The 24705-nt window shown below is 62.0% G+C and carries 21 protein-coding genes and 1 pseudogene; 9 read left to right on the forward strand and 13 right to left on the reverse strand.

Going from position 1 to position 24705, the window contains the following annotated elements; all coding sequences use genetic code 11:
• Nucleotides 1–3 precede the first annotated feature (3 nt).
• The 11 genes and pseudogenes from AC1XOS_RS01650 to AC1XOS_RS01700 all read right to left on the reverse strand — a co-directional run bounded on the left by AC1XOS_RS01650 (nucleotide 4) and on the right by AC1XOS_RS01700 (nucleotide 13407).
• Nucleotides 4–1362, reverse strand: a complete 1359-nt coding sequence (locus AC1XOS_RS01650) for a pyridoxal phosphate-dependent decarboxylase family protein (RefSeq protein ID WP_481960473.1) — start codon at nucleotides 1360–1362, stop codon at nucleotides 4–6.
• A complete protein-coding gene (locus AC1XOS_RS01655) occupies nucleotides 1356–2138 on the reverse strand; it encodes an inositol oxygenase family protein (RefSeq protein ID WP_481960474.1) in 783 nt (260 codons plus the stop codon). The genes AC1XOS_RS01650 and AC1XOS_RS01655 overlap by 7 nt, the downstream gene beginning before the upstream one ends.
• Nucleotides 2139–2215: 77 nt before the next feature.
• Nucleotides 2216–2551 (reverse strand): hypothetical protein, encoded by a 336-nt coding sequence (locus AC1XOS_RS01660; RefSeq protein WP_481960475.1) that lies wholly within the window; start codon nucleotides 2549–2551, stop codon nucleotides 2216–2218.
• A gap of 365 nt (nucleotides 2552–2916) precedes the next feature.
• On the reverse strand, nucleotides 2917–4233 hold the full coding sequence (locus tag AC1XOS_RS01665) for an O-acetylhomoserine aminocarboxypropyltransferase/cysteine synthase family protein (protein WP_481960476.1): 1317 nt from the start codon (nucleotides 4231–4233) through the stop codon (nucleotides 2917–2919).
• A 240-nt stretch (nucleotides 4234–4473) separates the two neighbouring features.
• A complete protein-coding gene (gene miaB / locus AC1XOS_RS01670; protein ID WP_481960477.1) occupies nucleotides 4474–5853 on the reverse strand; it encodes a tRNA (N6-isopentenyl adenosine(37)-C2)-methylthiotransferase MiaB in 1380 nt (459 codons plus the stop codon).
• A gap of 8 nt (nucleotides 5854–5861) precedes the next feature.
• Nucleotides 5862–7325 (reverse strand): bifunctional 2-methylcitrate dehydratase/aconitate hydratase, encoded by a 1464-nt coding sequence (locus AC1XOS_RS01675; protein WP_481960478.1) that lies wholly within the window; start codon nucleotides 7323–7325, stop codon nucleotides 5862–5864.
• A gap of 9 nt (nucleotides 7326–7334) precedes the next feature.
• Complete coding sequence (locus tag AC1XOS_RS01680) at nucleotides 7335–7928, reverse strand: PspA/IM30 family protein (protein WP_481960479.1); 594 nt, start codon at nucleotides 7926–7928, stop codon at nucleotides 7335–7337.
• A 12-nt stretch (nucleotides 7929–7940) separates the two neighbouring features.
• Nucleotides 7941–9368: a DUF1501 domain-containing protein gene (locus tag AC1XOS_RS01685; RefSeq protein WP_481960480.1), complete on the reverse strand. Its 1428-nt coding sequence runs from the start codon at nucleotides 9366–9368 to the stop codon at nucleotides 7941–7943.
• A gap of 4 nt (nucleotides 9369–9372) precedes the next feature.
• The gene (locus tag AC1XOS_RS01690) at nucleotides 9373–12339 is read right to left on the reverse strand and encodes a DUF1549 and DUF1553 domain-containing protein (RefSeq protein ID WP_481960481.1); all 2967 of its coding nucleotides are present in this window, start codon (nucleotides 12337–12339) and stop codon (nucleotides 9373–9375) included.
• 35 nt (nucleotides 12340–12374) lie between these two features.
• Nucleotides 12375–12548, reverse strand: a pseudogene (locus AC1XOS_RS01695) (phosphodiester glycosidase family protein); the annotation flags it as partial.
• A gap of 55 nt (nucleotides 12549–12603) precedes the next feature.
• A complete protein-coding gene (locus AC1XOS_RS01700) occupies nucleotides 12604–13407 on the reverse strand; it encodes an AraC family transcriptional regulator (RefSeq protein WP_481960482.1) in 804 nt (267 codons plus the stop codon).
• Between the two features lie 242 nt (nucleotides 13408–13649).
• Here AC1XOS_RS01700 and AC1XOS_RS01705 point away from each other — a divergent pair, with 242 nt between their 5' ends.
• From AC1XOS_RS01705 to AC1XOS_RS01740, 8 genes are all read left to right on the forward strand, one after another.
• Nucleotides 13650–13928 (forward strand): hypothetical protein, encoded by a 279-nt coding sequence (locus AC1XOS_RS01705; protein WP_309708841.1) that lies wholly within the window; start codon nucleotides 13650–13652, stop codon nucleotides 13926–13928.
• Nucleotides 13921–14748: a phytanoyl-CoA dioxygenase family protein gene (locus AC1XOS_RS01710; RefSeq protein WP_481960483.1), complete on the forward strand. Its 828-nt coding sequence runs from the start codon at nucleotides 13921–13923 to the stop codon at nucleotides 14746–14748. The genes AC1XOS_RS01705 and AC1XOS_RS01710 overlap by 8 nt, the downstream gene beginning before the upstream one ends.
• 186 nt (nucleotides 14749–14934) lie before the next feature.
• Nucleotides 14935–16278, forward strand: a complete 1344-nt coding sequence (locus AC1XOS_RS01715) for a sulfatase family protein (RefSeq protein WP_481960484.1) — start codon at nucleotides 14935–14937, stop codon at nucleotides 16276–16278.
• A complete protein-coding gene (locus tag AC1XOS_RS01720) occupies nucleotides 16275–17549 on the forward strand; it encodes a cyanophycinase (protein WP_481960485.1) in 1275 nt (424 codons plus the stop codon). The genes AC1XOS_RS01715 and AC1XOS_RS01720 overlap by 4 nt, the downstream gene beginning before the upstream one ends.
• Before the next feature lie 28 nt (nucleotides 17550–17577).
• The gene (locus tag AC1XOS_RS01725) at nucleotides 17578–19056 is read left to right on the forward strand and encodes a PQQ-dependent sugar dehydrogenase (RefSeq protein WP_481960486.1); all 1479 of its coding nucleotides are present in this window, start codon (nucleotides 17578–17580) and stop codon (nucleotides 19054–19056) included.
• A 3-nt stretch (nucleotides 19057–19059) separates the two neighbouring features.
• The gene (locus AC1XOS_RS01730; protein ID WP_481960487.1) at nucleotides 19060–19182 is read left to right on the forward strand and encodes a hypothetical protein; all 123 of its coding nucleotides are present in this window, start codon (nucleotides 19060–19062) and stop codon (nucleotides 19180–19182) included.
• An 84-nt stretch (nucleotides 19183–19266) separates the two neighbouring features.
• Nucleotides 19267–19737 (forward strand): hypothetical protein, encoded by a 471-nt coding sequence (locus AC1XOS_RS01735; protein ID WP_481960488.1) that lies wholly within the window; start codon nucleotides 19267–19269, stop codon nucleotides 19735–19737.
• 8 nt (nucleotides 19738–19745) lie between these two features.
• Nucleotides 19746–20363, forward strand: a complete 618-nt coding sequence (locus tag AC1XOS_RS01740; RefSeq protein WP_481960489.1) for a redoxin domain-containing protein — start codon at nucleotides 19746–19748, stop codon at nucleotides 20361–20363.
• 3 nt (nucleotides 20364–20366) lie between these two features.
• Here the strand turns inward: AC1XOS_RS01740 and AC1XOS_RS01745 are convergent, their stop codons facing one another.
• Both AC1XOS_RS01745 and AC1XOS_RS01750 read right to left on the reverse strand, forming a co-directional pair.
• Complete coding sequence (locus tag AC1XOS_RS01745; RefSeq protein ID WP_481960490.1) at nucleotides 20367–21176, reverse strand: M48 family metalloprotease; 810 nt, start codon at nucleotides 21174–21176, stop codon at nucleotides 20367–20369.
• A gap of 5 nt (nucleotides 21177–21181) precedes the next feature.
• A complete protein-coding gene (locus tag AC1XOS_RS01750; protein WP_481960491.1) occupies nucleotides 21182–22456 on the reverse strand; it encodes a glycosyltransferase in 1275 nt (424 codons plus the stop codon).
• Between the two features lie 95 nt (nucleotides 22457–22551).
• Here AC1XOS_RS01750 and AC1XOS_RS01755 point away from each other — a divergent pair, with 95 nt between their 5' ends.
• Nucleotides 22552–24441 carry a YjhG/YagF family D-xylonate dehydratase gene (locus tag AC1XOS_RS01755; RefSeq protein ID WP_481960492.1) on the forward strand — a complete coding sequence of 630 codons (1890 nt, stop codon included), beginning with the start codon at nucleotides 22552–22554 and terminating at the stop codon, nucleotides 24439–24441.
• Nucleotides 24442–24705 lie beyond the last annotated feature (264 nt).

The raw sequence follows: 24705 nt of genomic DNA on the forward strand, positions 1-24705 counted from the left end.
GTCCTATTTTATCACCTCCGCTCCCAGCGGCTCCCAGCGGCTCACGACGGCATCCGTGGCCTCGGAGAGGAGGTGCCAGAGCTTCTCCTGCCACTCTAAGTCCGCGTGCTCAGGCTTCATCTGCACCGAGCGCAGGCAGGAGATGGACTCTTCTCCTTCGAGGCCAAAGAACACTCCCGGTAGCTCGGCGAGGGCTAAATGCAGGCCTCGCCGAGCCGCCTCTTCGAAGATAGCGCGTGCCGAGGCTCCCAGCGCCGGGCGCACGGCCCAGACCACGATGTCCAGCTCGGGCGCAAAGCCAACCAGAAAGCGCGGATCGGCGGCGAGCCGTTCGTAGAGGGCGAGCGCGGCGCTTCTACACTGCGCGAGCATCCCTGCAAACTCCCCACCACGCACCAGTGGCAGTAAGCGCTGGGTCGCCCAGAGCGCCACAGCGGCGGCTCCAGCACGGGAGCACTCCAGGCTAATCTCCCCTAAATGAAGCTCCGTTGAGCTGAAGTAGGTATAAGGCGAGTCGTGCTTGTAGAGGCGCCCGACACTCGGGTCGGCGAACAAGACGCAGCCGCAACCGTAGGGCTGGAGCCCGTGCTTGTGCGGATCAATCACCAGAGAGTCCACTTCCCCAATCCGATCAAACGCCGCGCGTGCCTCGTTGCCTAGGTTCGCCGCCAGCCCAAAGTAGCCGCCGTAGGCCGCATCCGTGTGGAGGCGAAAGCCGTATTTTTGCCGCAGCGCCAGAATCTCGGGGAGGGGATCAACCGAGCCTGTTGCCGTAGTTCCCAGAGTCACTACCACGCAGCCCACATCGCCCTGCTCCAGCCGCGCCTCCAGCGTCGCGGTGCTCATGCGCCCAAAACGATCCACGGGTACGGCCTCGAACGGCAAACCCAAAACACCACTGATTCTCCCGTGCGTGTAGTGCGCCTGCGACGATGCCAGCACGACTTTCCCCGGCGCGAGCCGCCCCGCTACCCAGAGCGCCTCCAAATTTGCCATCGTCCCGCCGCTGGTCAGGTGCCCCAGAAAGGTCGTCCAGCCAAACATCGCCGCCAGCTGCGCCACCGCTTCTTTCTCCATCGCCGAGCTCGCCCGCCCGCCGTCCAGCGCATGGTTATTCGGATTCACGTACAGCGCCAGCTGATACGCGAGCCGCGCGACGGGGTGCGGCGGCTTGAGCATCTGCCCGGCATAGAGCGGATGGAAGTAGGGATAGTTGTCCTGAAGTCGAACCGCCACCTCCTGCAAAACTTCCTCAATTGCCGATAGATCGGCTCGGGGCTGGTGCGGCGGCAGGTCGGTAAAGCCCGCGCCCAGCGTAGCGAGGGCGTCTTTTAGGATATCAAGCGTGCTGTCGTCTACCACCGCAGTTTGGCGGGGAAGAACTGGTTGATGAGCTCTAGGTAGTAAGGTTTTAAGGCTTCCACATCGGGGCGCTCGTCGGTCTTGGTGTAGAGGTCGTAGCGGTTGAACATCAGCACATCCGTCAAGTGCTGGCGGTCCTTGGCGTTGGTGAGGTGCGTGTAGGCCCCCTCGTTGTGCCAGGGGTAGAACGAGTGAAAGCGGATCATGTAGAGCGCCTCGTCGGGGAGGTGGTCTTTGACCACGTGGTAAAGATACTCGTCGTGGCCCCACGAGAGGTGCACGTTGTCGAGGCCCGTCTCTGGCTCGTAGATGCCGTATTCTGTCTGGTACTCGGGCACCTGACTATCGGGGTTGAGGGCGAAGAACTCAGGGTAGACACACTTCTCGCTGTACTTGCAGCCGGTCGCAAACGTGTCGCCCACCACGGCCCACTGCGGCTCGCCAAAGAGGCAGAGAATCTTCCCCAGATCGTGGATGAGGCCGGTGAGGACAAACCAGTCCGGGTGGCCGTCCTTGCGGATCGCCTCGGAGGTCATGAGCAGGTGCTCGATCTGGGTAAAGTCGCCGTCGGGGTCGGAGTCGTCGATCAGCTCGTTGAGAAACTCCATCGCCTCCCAGATGCCCATCTCGCGCCGGTTCAGCGCCAGATAGTCGGCTTTCTTGGCCTTCACAAAGTCCAGGGTCTGGTGGGTGTGGTTGAGGCGGTAGAAGGTCTTGACGGTATCGCGGGCCTCGGCCTCGTAGTCCCGGAACTTATGCTCGGTGTTGGTTTCCATGCTTCACCGTTCGGCAAAAACAGCGGGATTTCCTGCCCTCCACGAGACCAGGGGAACAGGTTTGCTGTAGCGCATAGTTAGGCCGTTTGTGTGACAAGTGCATATGCCTGCTCAATAATGGCGCGCCCGACTCTGTAGAACGCTTGCTGACTGGAGTCAGCCTCATGCTCGGTGATCTCTGTAATCCAGATGCTGCCTGACGGAGGGAACTGCGGAAACCGCGATGCCATCCCGTCCTGAATCCCGCGTTGAATCGCATCACGATACTCGTCGGAAACCGGAACTCGAAAATGAAAGCCTGGTGTCTGATTGTAGTGAAACTGCACGCGCAAGCCTGCCGCCACGAAGCGCGGCCCGAGATGCTGTTTGAAGCTCGCATACAACTCGATCTCACCTGGTGATACTGGTGGCATGAAACGGCCTAACTAGTGTTTCTACCGCAGCGGCGTTGGCTTCCTCGCAGAGAGTGTCATACCGCTACGGTATTATACGCTTTACTTACCTGCTTCACTGGTGCGGGTGCCGCCTGCGGCTTCGTACTCGGGGCTGTCTTTTCCGTAGAGCAGGCCGATGGCGGTGAGGAACTGGGTTATGTGATAGGCCATCTCCCCAGCTTCGTTCCTCAGCCGACCCTCTTCCTGGGTCACTCGTTCCTCGTTAGGAAGAGGGTGACAAGCGGAGGAGAGAGGCGCCCTCTTCCTCCGCGAAGCGGAAAACAGGAAGAGGGTCGCCCGAAGTGAGGAACGAACGCAGGGCGGGGAGATGGCGCGAAGCGGCCCTACACCCCCGCCAGCGCTTGCTCTAAGTCCGCGATAATATCCCCGACGTGCTCGATGCCAATCGAGAGGCGCACGAAGTCCGGGGTCACGCCGGTGGCGGCCTGCTCCTCTTCGGTGAGCTGGGAGTGGGTCGTGCTCGCCGGGTGGATGATGAGGCTCTTCGCATCGCCGATATTGGCCAGCAGCGAGAGCAGCTTCACCGACGACACCAGCTTTCGGCCGGCATCCACGCCGCCTTGCACCCCAAAGCCGACCAGCGCGCCGTACTGCGTGTTGCCGTCGCTATCTTTCTTGTGGTAGCGGTTCGCAACGTCATGCGCCGGGTGCTCGGGGAGGCCGGGGTAGTTCACCCAGGTCACCTTGGGATGGGTCTTGAGCCACTGCGCCACCGCCAGCGCGTTCTTGCTGTGCCGCTCCATGCGCAGGTGCAGGGTCTCCAGCCCGATAATCAGCTGCCAGGAGTTAAAGGGGGAGATCGCCGCGCCCATGTCGCGCAGGCCCTGGAGACGCGCCTTGAGGATATAGCTCATCGAGCGCAGCGGCTCCGGCAAGCTCGCTAAAACGAGGCCGTGGTAGCTGGGATCCGGGGTGGTGAAGTCCGGGAACTTGCCCGATGCCGCCCAGTCGAACTTGCCGGAGTCCACGATCACCCCGCCGATGGTCGTGCCGTGTCCGCCAATAAACTTGGTCGCCGAGTGCACCACAATATCCGCACCGTGGGCGATGGGATTGACCAGCGCCGGGGACGCCGCGGTGTTGTCCACCATCAGCGGGATATTGGCTGCATGCGCGACCGCGGCAACGGCCTCAATGTCCAGCGTGTCGAGCTTGGGGTTGCCCATGGTCTCAGCAAAGATCAGCCGGGTCGAGTCCGTAATCGCCGCCGCGAAGTTCTCGGGCTTGCTCGGGTCCACAAACGTGGTCGTGATCCCCAGCTTGGGAAGCGTGTGGCGAAGTAAATTCCACGTCCCGCCGTACAACGACGACGACGAGACAATATGATCGCCCGCATTGAGGATATTCAGGATCGCCAGCGTCTCCGCCGCCTGCCCCGATGCCGCCGCTAATCCCCCGATTCCCCCTTCGAGCGCCGCTACGCGCTTCTCAAAGACATCGGTGGTGGGGTTCATCAGGCGGGTGTAGATATTGCCAAACTCTTTCAAGCCAAACAGATTCGCCGCATGATCCGCGTCTTTAAAGACATAGCTCGTGGTCTGGTAGAGCGGCACCGCGCGTGCGGTCGTGGTCGGGTCGGGGACTTGCCCGGCGTGCAGTGCCAGGGTATCGAAGTGCAATTGGGATTCATCCAGTAACATAGGGATTTCCTTTCCGTTCAGATCAATTATAGGACAGGCAAAATCCAATGTCAACTAATTCCGATTGACTTAGTCTAGATTTAAAATTCTCTGATGGGGGCGCATCTCAGACGGGCGGCGTTTTCAGACGGGCGGCTAAAGCGGCCCGCTGATGCGACAAGCAGGCTAAAGCCCGCTGAGGCCTACCGGGTTCGGAGGCCCATTTATGGGCCCGAATCTATGGTGTATCACGATGAAAAATCACACCAATTCGCCCATGAAGCCCCAGAGATGGCCTTCGAGGGCGCGAACCTTGACGGTCTGGCCGGTGAGGTTGCGGTGGGCGTCGAAGTTGACGGTCTTGCCGCCTCTTGTGAGGCCGTGCCACTGGCCTTCGTGCTTGGGAGAAGCTCCTTCGACCAGCACATCGTAGGTGCGGCGCTCGGCGGCGTACTGGTTGTTCTTCTCCACCACGATGCGGTTCTGGATCGCGATCAGGCGCTCCAGGCGCTCCACTTTGACGGGCTGGGGAATCTGGTCAGGCATTTTTGCGGCGGGGGTGGGGTGGCGCGGGGAGTAGATGAACATAAACGCCTGGTCGAAGCGGATCTCTTCCACAAAGTCCAGCGTGTTCTGCACCTGCTCCTCGGTCTCGCCGGGGAAGCCGAGCATGAGGTCCGTGGTGATGGCAATATCGGGCATCGCGGCGCGTAGCTTGTGAACGATCGTCCGGTACTGCTCCAACGTGTAGCCACGGTTCATGCGCTTAAGCAACACATCATCGCCAACTTGCACGGGCAGATGCACTTGCTCACAGACCGCAGGCAGGCTCGCCATCGCCTCGATCACATCGTCGGTGAAGTCTTTGGGATACGGCGATGTAAACCGAATGCGCTCAATGCCCTCGACCGCATCCACGCGGCGGAGGAGCTCAGAGAAAGAGCACGTGGCTTCGAGACCCTTGAGGCCGTAGGAGTTGACCGTCTGGCCGAGCAGGCAGACCTCTTTGGTGCCGTGCTGCGCAAGATACTCCACCTCACCGATAATCTCCGACGCAGGCCGAGAGCGCTCTTTTCCACGGGTATGAGGGACGATGCAGAACTGGCAGAACTTATCGCAGCCGTACATGATGCTGACAAAAGACTTGAGCTTACCAGTCGTCACGCGCTTGCGCTCGGGCAGAAAGAGCTGGCTCTCCTCTTTCTTGCGCGGGAGCTGGAGCTGGATCAGCACATCGCTGGGCTTGTTCTGTGTCGCCGCGCCGCTTTCTAACAAACTCTGGCGGGTGCGCACAAGCTCCGGGATGCGCTCTAGTTGCGCGGTGCCAGCAATGAGGTCAATGTGCGGCGCACGCTTGGCGATCTCGGCGCCCGCGCGCTGGGCCATGCAGCCGGTGACCCCAATCACCATGTCGGGGCGGGCTTGCTTGAGCTCCGCGAGGATGCCTAGCTGCGAGAAGACTTTATCCTCAGGCTTCTGGCGCACAGAGCAGGTATTGAGCATCACCACATCGGCATCTTCGAGCGAGTCGGCTTTCTCCAATCCATCGGAGAGCAATAAGTTCTCGATCTGATCGGAGTCGTCGACATTCATCTGGCAGCCCCAGGTAATCACATGAAATTTTTTGGTTTTCTCGGCCATAGCAACGGCTATTGTATCGCGTCGGATGGGCTGAAGAGCATCATAAACTCCGGGACACTGGTTGCAGCGAGGCGCTCGGCGTTCTTGACCAGTGCCAAGATCGTCTGGCAGCGCTCTTGCGAAAAATGCGTGGCGAGGTTATGCTCCAGCTTCTCTAAGAGCTTGGGAACTCCCTCAGTACGGCGGCGGCGGTGGCCCAGCGGGTACTCAACCTCGATTTTTTCGCTCGCACTGCCATCGGTGAAGAATACCTGAACGGCGTTGGCGATGGAGCGCTTATCGGGTTCTAAGTACTCTTGGCTGTAGCGCAGCTCCTCACGAACCACCATCTTTTCGCGCAGGCTGTCTAGCTCCGGGTGATCGGCGGCGAAGCTGTCCTCATAGTGCTCGGCGGTGAGGTTGCCAAAGCACAGACCAACCGCGGTCATGTACTGGAGGCAGTGGTCCCGATCCGCCGGGTTGCTTAGCGGCCCTACTTTTGAGATAATCCGAATCGCGGACTCGTGGGTCGTTAGCTCAATGCGCTCGATCTGACCCAGCCGGTCTTTCATCTGGGGATGCAGACGGACGGCGGCTTCGACGGCGGTCTGAGCATGAAACTCGGCGGGGAAAGAGATCTTGAAGAGAATGTTCTCCATGACGTAGCTCCCAAAGGGCTGCGAGAGCGAGAAAGGCTTCCCACCGAAGAGCACATCGTAGAAGCCCCAGCGTGGCGCGGTGAGTGCCGTGGGAATCCCTAGCTCCCCCCCAGCTGCCAGGAGCGCGAGGCGCACGGCACGCGAGGTCGCATCGCCCGCCGCCCAAGACTTGCGCGGCCCAGCATTGGGCGCGTGGCGGTAGGTGCGGAGCGCTTGACCATCCACCCAGGCATGGGAGAGCGCCGCAATAATCTGCTCCCGATCCGCCCCGAGTAGCTTCGCCACGACCGCCGTGGACGCCACTTTCACCAGCACCACATGGTCCAGCCCCACCCGATTGAAGCTATTGGTCAGCGCGAGCACGCCCTGAATCTCATGTGCCTTGACCAGTGCCTCCAGCACCGTCTGCATCGTCAGCGCTGCTTTCCCCTCCGCAACTCTGACTTGCGAGAGATAGTCCGCCACCGCCAGAATCCCCCCGAGGTTGTCCGACGGATGCCCCCACTCAGCGGCGAGCCAGGTGTCGTTGTAGTCCAGCCAGCGGACGATGCAGCCAATGTCAAAGGCCGCCTTGATCGGATCGAGGCGAAAACTTGTCCCCGGCACCCGCGCTCCGTTGGGCACCACGGTTCCCGGCACCACCGGCCCCAGATGCCGCACACAGGCCGGAAAGCTCAGCGCTAGGATCCCACAGCCCAGCGTGTCCAGAAGGCACAGCCGCGCCGTATCGAGCGCCAGCGCACTCGGTGGCGCGTCGCTCTGCACATAGTCCGCAATTGCCACCAGCACATCATCGGGCGCGGGGCGGTCATTGAGATCAAAGTGACTACTCATAGAGCTGTTTTACCTCAAGGCGAAGATAAATAGCCCGACGATCACCAGTAGCAAAAAGCCCACCAGCTCCCGCGCCGTCTTGCGATCTATTGGCGGCTCTTGGGGGTGTATCAAGTGCCACACGCCCATGCGCTCCAACTGCTGCTGCATCTCCTGCTGGATCGCGCAGTCTTTCCACTTTGTCTGGAATGCCATCGTAGCCGTCATTGTCTGATAGATCCACTCTTCCTCGCGCTTGATAGTAACTTTGACCTGCTCGGCGGTCTCCACCGCATGCTGGAGTGTTTCTTCGGCACTTCGTAGCGATTCTTCGTAGCCCTGCTTTTCCTGAAAGAGCTTATCTGCCAGCAGTAGCTCACCTTTGCCAACGGCTCTTTCTGCTTTTTCCTGAAGATTCCGGATCTTCTTTCCCAGATCGTCCACCTGGTTTTGCAGATTATTCTTGGCTGTGATCGCTAAAACCGCTTGTTCCCGATGCTGAGAGTGCAGTGCATTGAGTTGCTGTTTGGCTCGCTCCAGAATCTGATCCGCCGTTTCCCCGTCTATGTGCTGGCGTTTGGGGATTGGGAAGAGCTCGCGAAGTAGGGCTAGATGGCGTTGCATTGAAATTCTCCGTTAAGCCAAAATATCGGTCACCACCGTTCCGTAGACATCGGTGAGGCGGTAGTTTCGTCCTCCGTAAAGATACGTTAGTTTGGTGTGATCTATTCCCATCAGGTGCAAAATCGTGGCGTGTAGATCGTGGACGTGGACTTTCTTGTCTTGGGCGTGCCAGCCGTACTCGTCGGTGGAGCCGTGAACCATGCCGCCTTTCACGCCGCCACCCGCCAGCCACATGGAGAACCCGAACGGGTGGTGCTCGCGGCCGTCCATGCTCTCCGCGGTGGGCGTGCGCCCAAACTCGCCGCCCCAGATCACCAGCGTGTCTTCTAGTAATCCCCGTGCCCTGAGGTCTTTGAGCAGCGCGGCGATGGGCTGATCCGTGGCGGCGCAGTTGTTGGGCAGCTCGGTCTTGAGCCCCCCATGCTGGTCCCAGAGCTGGCAGCTGGAGCGCTTGGACGTCGCCGTGTGGTAGACCTGCACCATCCGCACGCCGCGCTCGACCAGCCGCCGCGCCATCAAGCACTGCCGCCCGAAGGTCTCGGTGAGCGGGTTGTCGAGGCCGTAGAGCTTCTTGGTCTCCGCGCTCTCACGCTCCACATCGAAAGCCTCAGGGGCCTCGCGCTGCATGCGAAACGCCAGCTCGAAGCTCTGGATGCGGCCCTCTAGCTGGGCATCGCCAGGCCGGGCCGCTTTGTGCTGGGCGTTTAATTGCGCCAGCAAGTCCAGCTGCTCGCGCTGCTTCTGCGCCGAGAGCTTGGCATTGCTCAGATTGGCAATGGGGTTCTTGAGGTCGCTGACCAGCGTCCCCTGGAACGCGGCGGGCAGGAAGCTACTGGTCCAGAGCGGTGCCCCCTGCGCGGGCTGAGCGGGCGAGAGCACGACATAGCCTGGCAGGTTTTTATTCTCTGTCCCTAGCCCATACAAGAGCCACGAGCCCAGCGACGGCCTTGAAAACGCCTGCTCACCCGTGTTCATCTGGAGGCATGCGCCATTATGGTTGATGTTGTCGGCGACCATGGAGCGAATGACGCACATATCATCGACGCACTCCGCCACTTTGGGAAAGAGCTCGCTGACCTCGGTGCCGCACTGACCGTGCTTCTTGAACTGCCATGGCGAGCCCAGCAAGTTGCCGGTCTTAGTGCGCTCCAGCGACGGCTTGGCAAAAGGCAGGGGCTTGCCCATCTCGGCAGTCAGGCGCGGCTTGGGGTCAAACGTGTCCACGTGCGATGGCCCGCCAGACATGAACAAAAAGATCACGCGCTTGGCTTTTGGCCCCCCCATCCCCCGTCCAACGGGGGGGATATGCGGAAATTCCTTTTTGTCCCCCCGCCGGGCGGGGGTTAGGGGGGTAGCCTGTGCATCGTCGGCGAGCAGGCTCGCGAGGCCGAGCATTCCAAAGCCCGTGCCCCAGTTTTGTAAAATCTCACGTCGTGTCATGTTTTTAGTCCACATAGCAGAACTCGTTGGCGCAGAGGAGCGCTTGGGCGTAGGCATCCCAGCCGTCGGGGCCTAGTTTGGTCAGGAAACTCTGGCCAAGAGCGAACTCTTTGGGCGACGGCGGGCGGGAATAGAGCAGAGTGTAGGTGTAGCGGATGCGCTCGGAATCGGTTCCCGGATGGGCCTTGAGGCGGGCGGCGAGGGCCTGCGCCTGCTCCAGCGCGAAGGGGCTGTTGAGCAAGTAGAGGGCCTGCGGCGCGACTGTCGAGATCGTGCGTTTTTCCGCGCTGTTGGTTGGGTCGGCGCTGTCAAAGAGCGGCCCAAAGCCCGTTCTGTCCGAGCGGATCGTCATGGCGTAGACCGTCCGGCGCGGCGTGGCGATATCCCGAAACGCGAGGCCACCGGGTGCTCTATCCAGCTTCCCCGACGCCGAGAGCAGGGCATCGCGGAGCGCCTCTGCTTCTAAGCGGCGGCGTGGGGCGCGGGAGAGCAGGCGATTATCGGGGTCTTTGGCGAGGGCAAGGGCCGACGGAATGGAGGACTGCTGGTAGGCATCGCTGGTGACGATGCGCTTGTGGAGAGCCTTGAGGCTCCAGCCGCTCTGCACGAGCTCACGAGCCAGATAGTCCAGTAGCTCTGGGTGCGTGGCTTTCTCCCCGAGAGCTCCGAAGTTGCTGGACGTGGCGACAATCCCACGTCCAAAGTGCCCCTGCCAGAGCCGGTTGGCGATCACCCGAGCCGTCATGGGGTTTTTCTCACTCGCGATCCACCCGGCAAGCTCGCGACGGCCACTGCCCGAGGCGATCTTGAGCGGTCCTCCACCCAGCACGACCGGTGCGCCACGGGGTACGAGCTCACCGAGGTTGTCGTAGCGGCCACGTTTATGCACTTTGACATCGTGGACACCGTCGTGGGGCGTGCCGGGGACACCGCCCTCCGCGATCCCATTGGCAATCTGCGGAACGGCGGGGATTTGGGCTTGGAGCGCAGTGCGTTCGTGCTCCAGCGCGGCGAGCTGGGTTTGCGTTTCGGTGGGAAGCTGGCTGTCGCTGTCGGGGAGAAATGGGCTCTGCTCCAGTGGCAGCGCGGCGGCGAGGGCGAGCGCCTTGGCATGGTCGCCCGACTTCCAGGCCGTGACTACCGCGCTTGCCTCGGCGGAGCGCTGAACCGGGCCAAGATCGACAAAGCGCCACGGCCCAAAGCTGCCTTGGCCCGCATGGGTGAGCGCGTCTTTCGTGAGCTCGTCGCTACCGACTTTCCAGCCAATCGTGGTCGTGTCGCAGGAGTACTCGCCGCCGGGGAGGACGCAGAGCAGGAGTGTCTCCCCCACCTTAACCGTTACTTCGCGCTTGAGCGGCGGCGCGGTGCCGCCATTTGCCACTTTCCCACTCGCCAGCACTTTTTCGTCTTGCCGTAGCTCCCAGGCAAACCCATCGCCGCACGCGGGGTCGGCGTCGGCAAGCGTGGCCTCGACCGCAACGGTTCCTGACCGCTCCGCCTTCCAGACCGCGGCCACGCCTGCGCTGGGGCTAGGATGCAGATTCACAGAGCGGGGCGGGAGCGTGAACGTCAGAATCCGCTGTGCCTGGCTCGTGGTATTGACCGTGGCACTGACCGCCGGCTTGTCGCCTTTCACGCCGTCGATTCCCACGATATTCCCGACCCGCTGCATCGCCGATCGTAGGGTGGGTGGGCCATCCAGCGCCAGAAACTCCTGCCAGCGCCGCTCCGAGCTTGTGGGAAGCTTCCCCTGCGTTGCCTCGCGTGCCCACGCCAGCGCGATGGCCTTACGCGCCGCTACACGCTCCTCGGTGAGCTGTTTCTCCACCACGGCGAGTTTTTCGCGTGCGGTGCGCTGCGCTGGAGTCTCCAACGGGATGCGCAACATTACCTCGCCCGCCCCCTTGGGCGTGAGCTTGGGCAGGATATGGCTGGAGAAGAATACCCCCGCCATCGCGTAGTAGTCGCGCGTGGAGATCGGGTCGAACTTGTGATCGTGGCAGCGCGCGCAGCCCACGGTTAGTCCTAGAAATGCCTTGCTAGTCGTGTCCACTTGGTCGTCGGCGATATCGGTGAGGATCTTGTCTTTGTCCGCATCGCCGTTGCCCCAGTTGCCGATCGCCAGAAAGCCCGTCGGGACGGGATCGCCGCTAAGTACATCACCTGCAAGTTGCTTTTTAATGAACTCGGTGTAAGGCATATCGGCATTGAGCGCCCCGATTACCCAGTCTCGGTAGCGCCATGCCTCACTAATATCGCCCTCGCTGCCCAGCCCGCGCGCATCGGCGGAGTCGGCGTAGCGTGCCACATCAAGCCAGTGTCGCCCCCAGCGCTCGCCATACGCCGAAGAGGCCAGCAGCTCGTCGGCTAGCTTTTCGTAGGCATCGGGGCGGGAGTCTTTGACAAACGCCTCGACCCGCTCGGGCGTGGGCGGCAGGCCCGTGAGATCGAAGCTCAGGCGACGGATCAGCGTCCGTTTATCGGCTTTGGGTGCAAATCTCAGCCCTTGCCTCTGGAGCCGTGCCAGCAGAAACGCATCAATGTCTGTCCGTGCTCCCGCAACTGGCGGCGCAAGGCTAAGCTTCACGGGCGAGTAAGGCCACGCTCCCACACGGGCTCCCCCAAGCTTGGGGGCGGGGGGGGCAAGTGCCCCACTCTGAGCCCAGCTTGTCAGGGCAAGGCGCTCGCTCTCGGGGAGCTTACCGGAAGGCGGCATCTTGACTGCCCCCGTGTAGCCAATCGCCGAGACCAGCTTTTGTGCCTGGTCTTTGGAGAGCGTCTTATCCAGCCGCACGCCCCCAAGCTGCTGGGTTGCGCCGTGGCAAGAGAGACACTTCTCCGCCAAGACAGGCCGGACGGAGCGCTCAAACGCCTCCGATGACGTTGTTTGCTCCGGCGGCGGGGGAGCCGCGAGCGCCAGAGTGAGGGGAATCGCCCCAAGGGCCAGAGCCAGAAAGCCACGGTGCATCATAGTCTCTGGTTCGCGAGCGCCCGAGGAAATCCCTCCTATCGTTTGGGGAGGCGGGCAAAATCGTGGAAGTTGACGGGGAAGTGAGACAGCACGAAAACTACCTTGCCGTCTTTGGTGGCTCCTACCCCATTTCTGAAATTACGGTTGGCCGAGCCCGGCGTGAACTTTGGGTGAAACTTACCGTTCTGCACCAGAAGCGGCCCGGACTGCGTCGCACTGTGGCGACCGTGAAAGTGACACCTGCAAAGCTAAGTTCTCGTGCAATCATGGTTGATCTCCTTGCGTGCGCAAGGCACGTGGGGAGGCGCCTAAAGCAGCTCGAATAGTTTTGTTGAAGAGATGTAGGTCGGAGATACCAACGGCAATGGCGACGGATTTTATCGGGAGCGTGGACTCTCGGAGCAGGTGCTCGGCGCGCGCGATGCGGCGCTGGCGAAGATAGCCAATAGCGCTTGTTCCTATTTGCTGCTGAAAGAGTCGCCCCAGATAGCTATAGGAAACCCCGGCTTCTCGGGCTAGCTGGGCGATACTGAGCGGCTCCCCGAGGCGCTGCTCGATGCGTTCGATGGTCGCGGTGACCGCAGGATGACCGGTCAGGCTGGTCTGGGGCGCGGGGCGCTCGGTGAGCTGGCAGAGCAGCTCCCAGAGGCGGGCCTCACGACGCCAGCGGGGCAGGTGCGGCGCAAGCGCCACTTCCTCGAACTGTGCGTAGAGCAGCGGAAAGCGCGTCCCCAGATCCTGCATGAGCGGGATTGTCCCAGTGGCCGCACCTGGCGACAGGCGAAAGTGGGCGTAGAGATGCGGCGAAGAGCCTTCATAGTGGTAGACCACAGGCTGGTTAGGGGGCGTAATCCCGACAAAGCCAGGACGAATGGGAAACGTCTTCCCGGCCAGCTCTAGCGTCGCGCGGTAGCGGTAGAAGTGCAACGACCAGAGAGTGGGGAGCTGGAAGCGATCCATGCTCTGGCTCCCGTGCAAGCCCGCCGACATCTGCGCCAGCACCGGTGGCTCGGCGAGGCAGAGGGGCCACTCGATCGCTTGCCAGTTCTCGACACTCACATTCACCACGATTTTTTACCACCAATTGACAACCCAGGCCATTGAAAGACAAAAGAAAAACTATTAAAATCAACCAATTCCGCCCTGTAGGGTCGCCCCCGTTGGAGGGGGGCGTCAACGAGCGCTTCGCGCTGGGAAGGCCTTCAGCCATAAAAATTCGTTATGGCCGAAGGCCTTTGTAGCCGAGGAACGAGGCTCGTTGACGCCCCGCTCTCACCGGGGCGACCTTGGGGCACTCTGGAGAAAAAACGATGTTACGGCAGAAATTGCTGGTGCTGTACTTGCACTATCCCGCGCTGAACAGCGGGGTCTGTGCCTGGTCCATCTGGGACGGGACGGGCAAGGAGCACCACACCACGGGCGACAGCGACACGCCCCCCTACAACTCAGTGATTGAGGCGATGAAAGACGGCTGGCGCGTGATCCAGTTCCCGCAGCTCAACCCGGCCTATCCGGGGATGGAGCTGACCACGTCCTACTTGCGCTTTGAGTATATTTTAGAAAAGCTGGAGGATATCAGCAATGGTTAGCAAAGAGCATCTACTCACAACGGTGCAGATGGCAAACTTCGTCGCCGATGGCCTGCTGGTCTTCCCAGAGCTCATCCCCAATGATGTCAATCAAGCCGCAATGCAGGAGATTGACAACAAGGCAATCCCGATTGGCTACGAAAAATCTGGCCAAGAACTGAGCAATATCTGGAAAGACTCCCAGGGCTTTGGGGCGCTTTTCCGGCTCCCACAAGTGGAGGGGATTATTCGTAGCCTCGTCGGGCCGTCGCCACTCTATGATCACCATGCGTTTCATAAAGTGGGGCCGCGCCATGAAGAGGGGCAGATCTGGCACGCGGACAATATTATTGACCCGCGCCAGCACTTCGATATCCAGCTTTTCTACTTCCCTCATGACACGCCGCGCGAGATGGGCGGGACGATGTTTCTGCCCGGCAGCCACCTGCGCCGGATTCATGAGACCGATATCGGGCGCTACCAGAACTTCCGGGGCCAGCTCCCGATTGTCTGTAAAGCCGGGACGATTGCGGTCGGCCACCACGGGATCTGGCACTGCGCCCAGCCCAATCACACCGAGCAGATGCGCTACATGTTCAAGTTGCGCCTCAACCCGACGGTGCGGCAGCGCCAGCTCTGGAACACCGACGATCTCAGTAGCGCGGAGGTGCCAGGAATTCTGAACCGAAACCATCGCTGGTACGGCAACGACGACCGGCTAGAGATCACCCAGCGCATCAAGCTCTGGCGCTTCTTGCTCGATGACGACAAGTGGGATGCCCACTACTGGCTCACCCGTGTCGAGAACAAGCCTGAGCGCCCCGCGCCGTTCTTTACCTAACCTCACCAGATCGGGGCGCGGGCAAACCTCCCCCGGCCTCGCACTACTCGGCCACCCCCTCCGGCTTTCGGTCGTTCCTCCCTGCGAAGGGGGGGCTAACCCTTCGCGGAGCCGGAGGGTGGCCGAGTAGTGCGAGGCCGGGAGGCAAAACACCAGATCGGGGCGCGGGCAGGTAAAATGCCTGACATGGACACGCGCCCCAGTCTTCTCTTTGTCATCGCCGATGATGCATCGTGGTGCCACTTTGGAGCTTACGGCGAAAAAGCGGTACAGACGCCCCACTTTGACCGTGTCGCCCGTGAAGGAGCGCTCTTTACCCATGCGTTCTGTGCATCGCCGTCTTGCACGCCCTCACGCGGCGGGATTCTCACCGGGCAGCATATCTGGCGGCTTGGTGAGGGGGCCAATCTCTGGTCGTTCTGGCCCAATACGGCTCCGGTCTACACGGACTTACTCGCGGCGGCAGGCTACAAAATCGGACTCACGGGCAAGGGCTGGGGGCCGGGGGACTTCACCCAGTACGGGCGCAAGAACAACCCCGCCGGGCCGCCGTTTGCCAGCTTCGACGCGTTCTTGAAAACCGTGACAGACGATGCGCCGTTTTGCTACTGGTTTGGGAGCCAGAACCCACACCGAACCTATAAAACAGGGAGTGGCCAGGCCCGGGGCAAGAAGCTCGACAGCGCGACGGTTCCCCCGTTTCTCCCGGACACCCCCGAGGTGCGCTCAGACTTGCTAGACTATCTCAGCGAAATTGAGGACTTTGATAGCGAGCTCGGGCGACTCTTGGCAACGCTGGAGCGCACCGGGCGGGCGCAAAACACGCTGGTCGTCGTCACCAGCGACAACGGCTTCCCCTTCCCTCATGGCAAGACCAACCTCTACGATGCCGGAGCCCGTATGCCGCTAGCCATCCGCTGGCCGGGGCGCATCAAGCCGGGCCAAAAGCGCAGCGAGCTGGTCAGCCACACCGATCTGGCTCCGACTTTTTTGGAAGCTGCGGGCGTGTCCATCCCCCCAGAAGTTACAGGCCAGAGCCTCCTGCCGCTACTCACGTCGGGGAAGAAGCAGAAGCGCGACACGGTGTACTTTGGGCGGGAGCGGCACTTTGTGAAGGCACGGGCAGGCAACCTGGGCTACCCCGCACGGGCGATTCGCACCACGGACTTTCTCTATATCCGCAACCTCGCCCCCGAGCGCTGGCCCGCAGGCGACCCGCCGCTCTTTCCGGATATTGACCAGGCAGACTCGATCAAGGGCTCGCCCAGTAAGCAGGCCGTGGTCGAGAGCACCGACCCGCGCTTTGCCGCCTGGGCGATCGCCAAGCGCCCTGCTGAGGAGCTCTACGACCTCAAGGCCGACCCGCACCAGCTCACGAATCTCGCGGCAAGTCCAAAGCACGTCAAGACACTCGCCCGGCTCCGCACCCAGCTCGACGAGACTCTCCAGAAAACCGGCGATCCACGCGCCGCCGGTAAAGACGACTTCGACCGCTATCCCAGCTTCTCTAACTCAGGAAAACAACCATGATCCCAAGCTTCGCCGACGGTATCCCCGGCGCTCTGATTCTCTGTGGCCCCGGTCCCACCGCCCCGGAGGCGTTTCTGACCTTCACGCGCCTCGCCAAGCCGCTGGAGGGCAAGTTTGTCGCGGTGAAAGACAAAGCGCCGGAGCCAAAAGAGCTGGCCGAGGCCACGGGGGTCTGGTGGGAGCTTAAAGAAGCGCCCAAGGGGAAAGTGCTCGATGCGCTCAAAGCCGCTCAAGCCCGTGGCGCGACCCTCGGGGGGAACGTCGCCTTCACCCAGACTGCCCTGAAAGACGGCCTCCTCCCCGATGCCAATGCCGCGATCCGCTATGAGTTCGCCGAGGGCTCGGCGCTTGCCATCACGGGACGGCTGATCCAGCAGCTAGGCACCGCCCCCGTGACGATCCGCCTCCGCGCCACGCGCTTTCACCCCGAGGAGGTTCTCAAGCCCACAGCACGCGAGCGACTGCTCGACCTCACGGCCCTGCGCCGCTGGAGCCGCCAGCGCACCGAGCCCATCTTCCCTCCCAAGACACTCGCCACGCCGAATGTGCCGTCGGGGACGCTAGTAATTATCGGTGGGGGCGGGATGCCGCAGGGGCTGTCGCAGCGCTTTGTCGAGCTGGCGGGCGGCCCGGAGAAAGCCATCATCGCCGTGATCCCCATCTCCATGCCCGACCCCCTTCCCCCCAAAGACGGCATGGCGGAGACCTTTCGCCGCTTGGGCGCCAAAGAAGTCGTCGAGCTCACGGGCCGCACCCCCGAGGCCGTGGACAAGCCCGAGGTGCTGGCCCTGCTCAAGCGCGCCACCGGAGTCTGGTTTGGCGGCGGACGACAGTGGCGCTTTGTGGATGCCTACGAAAACACCAAGGCCGCCAAGCTGATGCACGAGGTCTTAAAGCGCGGCGGCGTGATCGGGGGCAGCAGCGCGGGCGCGTCCATTCAAGGCGAGTACATGGCCCGTGGCAACCCCCTCGGCCCCGAGGACATTATCGCCGGCGGCTACGAGCGCGGCCTAGGCTTTCTCCCCGGCATGGCCATTGACCAGCACTTCACCCAGCGGAATCGCTTCAAAGACATGGAGCTGCTCATCAAGACCTATCCGCAGCTGCTCGGGGTCGGCATAGACGAAGCCACCGCTCTGATCGTCCAAGGCTCCATCGCCGAGGTCACCGGCCGCACCCGCGTCAATTTCTACGACGCCGCCAAGCCCGGCCCCGAGTCCGTTCCCAGTGGAAAGAAATACGACCTCGCCACCCGGAAAGTGATTGAGTAGCTGTCGCTCTGCGGTATAACTTATTTCCATGTTCAAACTATCTATTGCACTCACACTCACGGCTTGTGCTTTTCTCTTGCTGCCTCTGGAAAAGAGCAGCAACGCGAAGCCTAGCAAGCAAGCTCCGCAGCAGCAAGCCATCAACCTGACGCGGCTCTACAACGACACCTGCGCGAAGTGTCACGGGGAGCAGGGCGAGGGTGGCGGCGGCGGGACGAAGACTCTCTTGACGCTGGAGAAGTTCGGCGCCGAGCACGACAAGCCGTTCTTCGATGCCATTAAAAAAGGCGTCCCGGATATGGGGATGGATGCCTACGGCCCGACCATGAGCGATGAGACGATCTGGGGGCTGGTGGTTCATCTTCGTGAGCTCCAGAATAAATACACCGAGGCGCTGGTTGCGGGGCCGAAAGAGACCGACGGGGTCTACACATCCCAGCGTGCCAAGTTTCGCCTGGAGACCGTGGTGGAAAAAGGCAAGGGCCTCGCGGTGCCGTGGGGGATTGACTGGCTCCCCGACGGCAAGATGCTCATCACCAACCGCCCCGGCGCACTGCGACTGTCGCAAAACGGCGAGGTCGGCCCGGAAATCACGGGACTGCCCGCCACACGCGAGATCGGCCAAGGCGGCCTGATGGACGTTGCGGTGCACCCCAACTACGCCAAGAACGGCTGGGTCTACCTCTCGCTCACTGATCCATCGCCCACCGACCCAAAGGCGGGAATGACCAAGATCGTGCGCGGCAAGCTCAAGATCGAGGGCCTGACGGCGTCGTGGCATAGCGAGCAGACAATCTACCAGAGCAAGCCCGAGACCTACAGCCCCAGCGGTGTGCACTTTGGCTCGCGCATTGTCTTTGATAAAAAAGGCCACGTTTTCTTCAGCCACGGTGAGCGCGGCAGTGGTGAGAAAGCCCAAGACTTAGCGCTGCCCAACGGAAAGATCTTCCGGGTCAACGAAGACGGCAGTATCCCTAAAGACAATCCTTTTGTCAAAGATACCAATCAGCTCCCCGCGATCTGGAGCTGGGGACACCGCAACCCGCAGGGGCTGGTGCTGGATCTCAAGGGCAACCTCTGGGACACGGAGCACGGCCCACGCGGCGGGGATGAGCTCAACGTGATCCAGAAAGGCGCAAACTACGGCTGGCCGATTATCGCCACCTCGATCAACTACAACGACTCTCCCCTCGCGCTACCTTGGCCCAAAGAGGGGCAGAACTTCGCCACCCCCACGCTCCGCTGGCTCCCGAGCATCGGTGCCTGTGGCCTAGATGTTATGCAGGGCAGTGCTTTTCCCGAGTGGAAGGGCGATCTGGTGGCAGGGGGCCTTGCTTTGGGCGGCCCGGTGTTTCGTATTCGGGTACAAAACGGCAAGGTCGTCGAGGAAGAGAAGCTCTTCTGGCGTCAAGGCCGCGTCCGCGATGTCGCCGTCGGCCCCGATGGCATGGTCTATGTCGCACTGAATCAGCCCGATAAGATCATCCGCCTCGTGCCGGTGAAGTAGACGATGCGCTCGCTACCCGCAGCGATCTTACTTGGCCTCCTAGCACTCGGTGCCGCTCCTGGCCTCGCGCAGGAAGGGAGCGGCCAGTCGGTGAAGGACAAGCTGCGCTCGACACTCCCTCCGTGAACGGGCTGACCCGGTGAGGGATCGCCGCTCCGTGCGAGTGGTGTCGAGGGAAAGTTTCAGTTTGCGCAGCGCTATGTGGACTCCGTGCAGGAGCGCCCCCGCTGGCGCACAACACTCACCGGGCGCGTCTCGCCGCGCTTCCAGGTAGGGGTGGAGTTCAATGCCAACGCGCCCGAGGCGAAGCTCAACCCGGTGGGGAATTACTTTATCCAGCCCGAGAGCGAGAGCCGTCCGGGGATCGTGGCGGGCTTCTCCAGCGATAGAATCGGGACGCCGCGCGGGATGAGCTACTTTGTCTCCGCGCAGAAGCAGCTCGGCGGTGAAAAGGGGCGGGTTGCGCCGTATGTCGGGCTGGCCTACTCGGAGTTTGGCCGCGAGGTTCTGGTGCCCTTTGGGGCGAGCTTTGCGCTTAAAGACAACTTGGTGCTCTTGCCGATGTGCGATGGCAAGTACGGCCACACGACGCTTTCCTGGTTCAGCAAGCGCGGCGAGAGCATCAGCCTGATCGCGGCCTTCAATAAACGCGTCGGGATTGCCTTCGCAAGGAATTTTTGAGGTTCTATATGAGATGGTTTCAAGAAAAAGCACAGCGCGTCACCGGCAAGCTCCCCGCCAAGGCGCTCTGCCTCGTCTGCTCCCAGAGTGGCGAGTCCGAGGAAGAAAAGCCCGCAGGTGCGGCGAGCTACAAGGGCAAGACGTATTACTTCTGCAACAAAGGCGAAGTGGAGCGCTTTTTAAAAGACCCCGAGGCCTATATCCCGGCTCCCGTTCCGCGCCCCGCGCCGCCCTTTGCTCTAAAAACACCCAGTGGCGAGACCGTCACGCTGGAGTCTCTGAAGGGCAAGCTGGTTTTAGTGGACTTCTGGGCGACCTGGTGCGTCCCATGCGTGAAGGCCATGCCGGATATGCAGAAGCTTCAGCTAAAGTACGCCGCTAAAAACTTCACGGTAGTCGGCATCTCGCTCGACGAAGAAGGGGCCAAGAAAGTGGTGCCGTTTCTGGCAAAGTCGAAAACCAAGCTCACCTACCCGATCTTGCTCAATGGCGAGACCATCTGGCAGGCATGGGGCGTGAAGTCGGTGCCATCGGTGCTCCTGGTCAAAGACGGGCAGATTCTTCAGCACTGGAGCGGGCAGATTGATGTCAAAGAGATCGAGAGAGCGATCCAAGCGCGTTTGTAGCCGCTAGGGCTCTAGGCCAGCGGGAATGCCGCTGGGAAACTGCTGCTCGATGGCAGCTTTGATGTGCCCGATGCGGTTTCCAGGGTTGGGGTGCGTGCTGAAGAACTCGGGCGTGCGCCCCCCACCGCCCGCCGCTTGAAGTGTCTCCATCACCCCGATCATCGCGCGGGGATCGTAGCCCGCCTGGGGGAGAAAGCGCACGCCGAGCTGATCCGACTCCAGCTCATCGTTGCGCCCATACTTCATGTTCACGGTTGAGGCCACCAGCTGCGCCATCTGGGCGGTTGCCGCGCTCCGTCCGGGGTTGTTGGGATCGTAAGAAGCCACGCCCGCCGCCCCGACGAGGCCCTGCGTGAGCTGCTGCTTGGCAAGCTGCTGCGCCCCGTGCCGTCCGACCACGTGCCCGATCTCGTGGCCCAGCACTCCGGCAAGCTCGCCCTCGGTGTGGAGCCTTCGCAGGAGCGCCTCGGTGATAAAGACCTGGCCGCCGGGGAGCGCAAAGGCATTGACGGTTTTCTGATCCGCCAGTAAATGGAACTGAAACTTGTAGGGACTCTCCTTCACGGCGGCGCGCACGATGCGCTCCCCTACTTCCTCGACCTTGGCTACCGCGGCTCGGTCGCGGCTCTCCCCGCCGTACCGCGCCGCTACCTCAGGAGCAGACTGCAACCCAAGGGCGATCTCCTGATCGGTGGTCATTGCGAGATGCTGAACTTTGCCCGTGTACTCGTTGTTGCTACGGTTGCCTGCATAGCTGATCATCGTCACAATGACAATGATAAGAGCGATCATTAGTTGCGGAGAGCGTCTCATCGTGTCTATTTTACCAGAGCCACAAACTGCTCGATGGCCTCGCAGGCACGGGCAATGCCGTCTTCTTGCTGGAGCTGCTCGCCCACGCGGCGGCAGCGCTCTTGTAGCATGATGTCTGTGAGAAGCGGCTGGAGCGTAGCGGCGAGTGTCTGGGCGGTGCAGGCATCGCGGTAGACCGTACGTCCCAGCCCGGCGCGGGTGATGCGGGCGGCGTGATCTGGCTGGTCGTGGGCAAACGGGACGATGACCTGTGGCTTGCCCGCTCGCAGCGCCTGCCCCGTCGTCCCCACCCCGCCTTGGTGCACATTGACGGCGGCTCGTGGCATGAGAAGCGAGTGTGGCGCATAGGGCACGGCGAGAATGCTCGGCGGCAAGTTCGGTGGCACGGGCTGGCCACGCCCCGTGAGCAAGACCGCGCGGGCATTTAGTGCCTTGGTTGCCTTCACGGCTTCCTCAAAGAAGTTCCCTGCCGTCATCACGGCGGAGCTGCCTAGCGTAAAGACAATCGGCGGCTCGCCTGCCGCCAAAAACGCCTCCAGCTCTGGGGAAAGTGCCGCATCTTTCCCCTCCAGCGAGTCGTAGAAAGCAAAGCCGGTCTGAACCGTGCTCTGCGGCCAGTCGGGCTGGGCGGCCCCCAAGGCCGAGGAGAAAAGCGCCAGCGTCCCGAGCGGCGAGAACTGCCCCTCAATCAAGGGGTGCTTCTTGCTAGGGGGAAGGCCCAGCTCGGTGCGAAGCGCGTCCACGGGCCGCAGCCAAGGGCGGGTCAGCTGCCAGCCAAGTTTGTAGGCGAGGCGCACCAGTGATTTGGGAAGCTTGGCAAAGCCCTGCCAGCGCGGGGTGGTGGGGGGAATGCAGGGATCGTGTACAGAGAAGAAGACAATCGGCTGGAGCACGACCGAGAGAAAGGGCAGGCCGGTTTTCTCCGCGAGCAGGGGGCCAGGAAAGACAATCGTGTGGCTGATGAGCAAGTCCGCCCCGGCGCACGCCGCCGCTAGATCCGCGTAGGTGTCGCGTAGAGCAGGCATCGTCCACTCATCCATCACCGCACGAGTTCCCTTGCGTGCATCCATCACACGCTCCGCCAGCTCGCTTGCCTTCTCCGGCGAGGGCGCATCGGGACGGAGCGGCGCAAAGCGCAGGCCTGCTGCCTCCACCTTGCTCTTGTAGATCGGGCACGATGCCAGGGTGACGTCATGGCCCCGCGCCTTCAGCCCTAGGCCAATCGCCAGAAACGGATGTAGATCGCCAAACGAGCCCAGTGTCGCGAGAGTGATGCGCATAAAACTCCTTGGCCCAGTGTACTACACCTGCCTCCAGAAGCTCCAGCATAAATCGGCGGGAGAGAGATTCATCGCCCGCCGGGTAAAATACCCGTGTGATAAATAGCGACGATATCTACGATGTGGCGACGAAAGCCGCCGGGCCTGCAGGGGAGCTGCCCCTGACTGAGGAGATGCTGCGAGAGCGCCCGTCCGGGGATCTCTTTGGGCTCTCGATGAACGCGGGCATGGGCTGGGAGCCCTCGAAGGTGGTCGGGCGGGAGTTTCTGGTACTCTCGACCCTCGGGGGGATGCGCGGCGAGGACGGCAAGCCGATTGCGCTGGGCTACCACACGGGGCACTGGGAAGTCGGCTTGCAGGTGCGTGAGTGCGCCGAGGAGCTGGCGCGGCGCGGCGCGATCCCGTTCGCTGGGTTTGTCTCCGACCCCTGCGATGGCCGCAGCCAAGGCACGACCGGGATGTTCGACTCTCTTCCGTACCGCAACGACGCCGCGATTGTCCTGCGCCGTCTGATCCGTAGCTTGCCGACCCGGCGTGGGGTGATCGGGGTCGCCACTTGTGATAAAGGGCTCCCCGCGATGCTCATGGCGCTGGCCGGGATGCGAGATTTACCCTGCGCCATTGTCCCCGGTGGCGTCACCCTGCCCCCAGAACATGGCGAGGACGCGGGAAAAGTCCAGACTATCGGGGCGCGGTTCTCACACGGCCTCATCACGCTCAAAGAGGCCGCCGAAGCGGGCTGCCGCGCCTGCGCAACGCCCGGTGGCGGCTGTCAGTTCTTCGGCACCGCAGCCACGGCCCAAGCCGTCTCTGAGGCGCTCGGGCTGACGGTTCCCCATGCCGCGCTCGCGCCCAGCGGCCAGAAGATCTGGTTCGATATCGCCACCCGCACCGCCAACGCCATGCTCGCACTCGATGCCAATGGAATCAAAGGCCGCGATATCCTCACCGATAAGAGTATCGAGAACGCCATGCTGGTACATGCGGCCTGCGGCGGCTCGACCAACTTACTCTTGCACATTCCCGCCATCGCCCACGCCGCCAAGCTCAAGCGCCCGAGCGTGGACGACTGGATTCGGGTGAATAGATCCGTGCCGCGCTTAGTAGACGTGCTCCCCAACGGCCCCAACGACCACCCCACCGTGCGGATGTATCTCGCGGGTGGCGTCCCCGAGGTGATGCTCCATCTGCGCAATTTAGGGCTGCTGCATCTGGACTGTCTGACGGTCAATGGCAAGACGGTGGGCGAGAACCTGGCCGAGTGGGAGACCAGCGAGCGGCGCGAGAAAGTCCGCCAAGTCCTGCGCGACAAAGACGGCGTCGATCCCGACGACGTGATCTCCGACCCGGAGCACGCCCGCAAGAAGGGCCTCACCAGCACCGTCTGCTTCCCGATGGGCAACCTCGCGCCGGAGGGGAGCGTGATAAAAGCAACGAGTATCCACCCGTCGGTGGTGGGCGCAGACGGTGTCTACCGCAAGACCGGCCCCGCGAAAGTCTTCACCAGCGAGCGTGATGCGATTGCAGCGATCAAGGGTGGGAAAATTATTGCGGGCGATGTGATTGTCTTAACCTGCCGTGGGCCGCTCGGGACGGGCATGGAGGAGACCTACCAGCTCACCAGTGCCCTGAAGTTTCTGCCGTTTGGCAAGGAAGTCGCGCTTATCACGGATGCAAGATTCTCCGGCGTCTCCACAGGAGCGTGCATCGGACACATCGGCCCCGAGGCGCTGGCAGGCGGCCCCATCGGTAAAGTCCACGACGGCGACACGATCGAGATTATCGTGGATCGCGTGAATCTCACCGCCTCCGTGAACTTAATCTCCGACCCCGACTTCGCCACCCGCCCGCTCCGCGATGATTTAGCGCCCGACCCGCAGCTCCCCGACGACACCCGCCTCTGGGCCGCCCTCGTCACGGCATCCGGCGGCCTCTGGGGCGGCTGCGTCTACGACACCGAGAGCATCCTTGCCAAGCTGAGATGAAGTGGCCTAAGCGTGAGAAGTGGAACGAGCTGTTCGCCTTACTCTGGGAGGAGTTTCTGGACACTGTTGTCCCACGCCGCCGCTTGAACCAGCGCTTTCTAAATGCTGTAGGCCACATGAAAAAGGCACTTCTCTTCGAGGCAATGAAATGTGAATGCCGCTTCTGCGACCCATAACCGGTGAGGTCGGGCTCTTGGAGAGCCTGCTTAAGCTTCTCGACGCAGTCACTGAAGTGGGTGATGCGGTTGCGGCCCCAGCGCTTGG

This window comes from Armatimonas sp. (genome assembly GCF_964826245.1).

Coding starts and splice junctions, on each gene's coding strand:
- AC1XOS_RS01655 (WP_481960474.1), bottom strand. CDS start 2,138: ATGGAAACCAACACCGAGCATAAGTTCCGGGACTACGAGGCCGAGGCC.
- AC1XOS_RS01660 (WP_481960475.1), bottom strand. CDS start 2,551: ATGCCACCAGTATCACCAGGTGAGATCGAGTTGTATGCGAGCTTCAAA.
- AC1XOS_RS01665 (WP_481960476.1), bottom strand. CDS start 4,233: ATGTTACTGGATGAATCCCAATTGCACTTCGATACCCTGGCACTGCAC.
- miaB (WP_481960477.1), bottom strand. CDS start 5,853: ATGGCCGAGAAAACCAAAAAATTTCATGTGATTACCTGGGGCTGCCAG.
- AC1XOS_RS01675 (WP_481960478.1), bottom strand. CDS start 7,325: ATGAGTAGTCACTTTGATCTCAATGACCGCCCCGCGCCCGATGATGTG.
- AC1XOS_RS01680 (WP_481960479.1), bottom strand. CDS start 7,928: ATGCAACGCCATCTAGCCCTACTTCGCGAGCTCTTCCCAATCCCCAAA.
- AC1XOS_RS01685 (WP_481960480.1), bottom strand. CDS start 9,368: ATGACACGACGTGAGATTTTACAAAACTGGGGCACGGGCTTTGGAATG.
- AC1XOS_RS01690 (WP_481960481.1), bottom strand. CDS start 12,339: ATGATGCACCGTGGCTTTCTGGCTCTGGCCCTTGGGGCGATTCCCCTC.
- AC1XOS_RS01705 (WP_309708841.1), top strand. CDS start 13,650: ATGTTACGGCAGAAATTGCTGGTGCTGTACTTGCACTATCCCGCGCTG.
- AC1XOS_RS01710 (WP_481960483.1), top strand. CDS start 13,921: ATGGTTAGCAAAGAGCATCTACTCACAACGGTGCAGATGGCAAACTTC.
- AC1XOS_RS01715 (WP_481960484.1), top strand. CDS start 14,935: ATGGACACGCGCCCCAGTCTTCTCTTTGTCATCGCCGATGATGCATCG.
- AC1XOS_RS01720 (WP_481960485.1), top strand. CDS start 16,275: ATGATCCCAAGCTTCGCCGACGGTATCCCCGGCGCTCTGATTCTCTGT.
- AC1XOS_RS01725 (WP_481960486.1), top strand. CDS start 17,578: ATGTTCAAACTATCTATTGCACTCACACTCACGGCTTGTGCTTTTCTC.
- AC1XOS_RS01730 (WP_481960487.1), top strand. CDS start 19,060: ATGCGCTCGCTACCCGCAGCGATCTTACTTGGCCTCCTAGCACTCGGT.
- AC1XOS_RS01740 (WP_481960489.1), top strand. CDS start 19,746: ATGAGATGGTTTCAAGAAAAAGCACAGCGCGTCACCGGCAAGCTCCCC.
- AC1XOS_RS01745 (WP_481960490.1), bottom strand. CDS start 21,176: ATGAGACGCTCTCCGCAACTAATGATCGCTCTTATCATTGTCATTGTG.
- AC1XOS_RS01750 (WP_481960491.1), bottom strand. CDS start 22,456: ATGCGCATCACTCTCGCGACACTGGGCTCGTTTGGCGATCTACATCCG.